General features: G+C 62.7%; 2 protein-coding genes and 1 pseudogene. All 3 read right to left on the reverse strand.

The window, feature by feature from the left end:
* Window positions 1-1,447: tetratricopeptide repeat protein (locus tag EN750_RS30180; protein ID WP_127398921.1), on the reverse strand; the 1,447-nt coding region annotated here is incomplete at its 3' end.
* A gap of 257 nt (window positions 1,448-1,704) precedes the next feature.
* Window positions 1,705-2,148 carry a DUF1284 domain-containing protein gene (locus EN750_RS30185; RefSeq protein ID WP_127398920.1) on the reverse strand — a complete coding sequence of 148 codons (444 nt, stop codon included), beginning with the start codon at window positions 2,146-2,148 and terminating at the stop codon, window positions 1,705-1,707.
* Window positions 2,145-2,301: pseudogene (locus EN750_RS30190) on the reverse strand (biotin transporter BioY); the annotation flags it as partial. The gene EN750_RS30185 and the pseudogene EN750_RS30190, both read right to left, overlap by 4 nt.

Consider the following 2,301-nt stretch of genomic DNA (forward strand, 5'->3'; position numbering starts at 1 on the left):
GCCTGAGGTCGACGGCCTTTTGAATCATCGCCAGGCCTTCCTTGAGGTTCATGTTCATGTCGACCCAGGAATAGCCGAGATAGTTCAGCACCTGCGGCTGGTCGGGGAACAGTTCCAGCGCCTTGCGGAAGTTCGGCTCGGCCTTGGGCCATTCCTTCAGACGCTCATAAGCGATGCCGCGCTGGTAGAAGATGTTCCAGTTGGCCGCGGTCGGCGCCTTCAGCACCTCGACGGCCTTATCGTAGAGAGTGGCGGCCGAACGGAAATCGTCCTTCGAGGAATAGACGCCGCCGAGCGCCAGATAGGCGCGCATGTCATTGGGATGGGCGTCGACCAAGGCTTTCAGATGGGTGATCGCTTCTTCGTGACGGTCGAGATCGGCAAGATTGAGGCCGAGTTGCAGGTCCGAAAGCTCCTTCAGCGGCGAAGCGGCGGGAATCCGGCGATAGAGCGCGATGGCACCTTCGCCGTCCTTCAATTGCTCGGACACGGCGGCGAGTTGCACAAGGGCAGCGTCGCTGTCAGGCTTCAAAGCAAGCGCATATTGCAGATAGAGGCGCACGAACGGCTCGCCGCCGCCACGGTTGAGCGCGGTGGCGAGGTCGAGCAGGATTTCGGAGGCGCCATCGGATGGGCCGGCAACCAGCGGCGCAATCTTGTCGCCTTTTGCAATTCGGTCGCGCAAGGCGACGATTTCCAGCTTGCCCGGCGAAAACGCCTCGGCCTGGTCGAGCACCGACAGCGCCTTGGTCTTGTCGCCCTTGCGGACCAGGAACGAGGCGTAGGCCTGGGCATTGCGCATCCAGGTTTCGGGAGCGGCACCGCCGGCGGCGGTATCCTGCATGGTCGCGGCATAGATCGCCTCGGCCTTTTCGGGCATGCCGGATGCATCAGCGATCAGGGCGCGGTGGAACGACTTGAACAGGCCGAACCAATCCGGCCCCTGCAGCTTGTCGATGGACGCCATCGCATCGGCAGGCTCGCCGGCGCCTTGCTGCGCCCAGCCGGACATCACGCCGGAGATCAACCGGTCGAGATCGGATTCCAGCGACAGCTTGAGCCAGTACTGCGCCTTGGTGAAATCCTTCTTGTGGAAGGAATCGACGGCGAGCGCCAAGCGCGAGAAACGCTCGACGTCAGGCACTTCCTTGAGCTTGTCAGCATAGACCAGGGATTCGTCGAAGCGCCCTTGCGCGATCAGCGACAGCATCAGGCTCTGCTGCAGGCCGGTGTCGCTCGGGTCGAAGGCCAATGCTTGCTTGTAGTAGGCGATGGCGCTGTCGAGGTCGTTGTCGCCCTCGGCGATCCGGGCCGCCAGATAAGCGCCCGAAAACGACGTGATCTTGACCGGTTCGGTGGTTTGCTTGGCATAGGCCGGCAAAGCCGAGATCGCCATGCCGGTCACAATTGCCAGCCTTGTCAGCCAGCGCGCACGTCCTTGCCGCATCATATCCCTTTCAGCCAGGCGCCATCTCCGCATCAGCGGGATCGGCGTAGACTCGATCTTTCCAGGCAAAGCATGGCCTTTTTGGGGTCGCGCTTCAATCCGCCTCGAATTCACAATCCGGGCACCCGATTAACAAATCATGGCGACAGGCACCAGTTTTCCGGTCTTGAATTTCGGTGTTGGCCCTGCACGGCGCCGAAGATATCGCAGATTCGACCCCTGAGCTCGGCTTCGACCGCTAAGGCTCGGGGCCAATATCAACCCTCGGCTGGCGCGGCGGACCGCTGCACCAGCGTGTCGCTATATCCACCGGCCGCTATCGTGCTGCACAGTTCGTTCCATTCGCAGCCGCCGCAGGCCTTGCGTACAAGGCCAGCCGAAAACGCCTGCCGCATCCGGGCTAAGGTCCCCGTGTCGAGATCGAGGTGGGTGCCGACCCGGATTGGCCGCGCCAGCAATTCCTCTACATCCAGCCCGGCGAGCCGGTCCCGCTCGACGACGCTCTCGTTGAGGCAGTGAGGTTCCGTCTCGTCGAGCAATGGAGCGCAGACATCATCGGGGCCGGAAACGAGGAGGATGTCCTCGCCCCGGCTCAGGCGCTCCGCGACGCGATCATAATTGGCGGTGAAGGCGGGGCTGTATCCCTTGCCCACATAGGTGAGCAGGCAAAGGAGATGATGGGCGCGCAGCTTGATCGTCACGGATTGGCCGGCTTGGCCTTGCCGCCGGGAAGGGCCATGAGGGTCGCGGCACCCAGCGCTGACTTGAGCAAGCCGCCGACGATGAACGGCAGGAAGCCGAAGGTAACGGCCTGTTCGGCTCCAATCATGACGGCAAGCCATGCTGTGCCCAGC

The organism is Mesorhizobium sp. M7A.F.Ca.ET.027.03.2.1 (genome assembly GCF_003999175.1).
GTDB lineage: Bacteria > Pseudomonadota > Alphaproteobacteria > Rhizobiales > Rhizobiaceae > Mesorhizobium.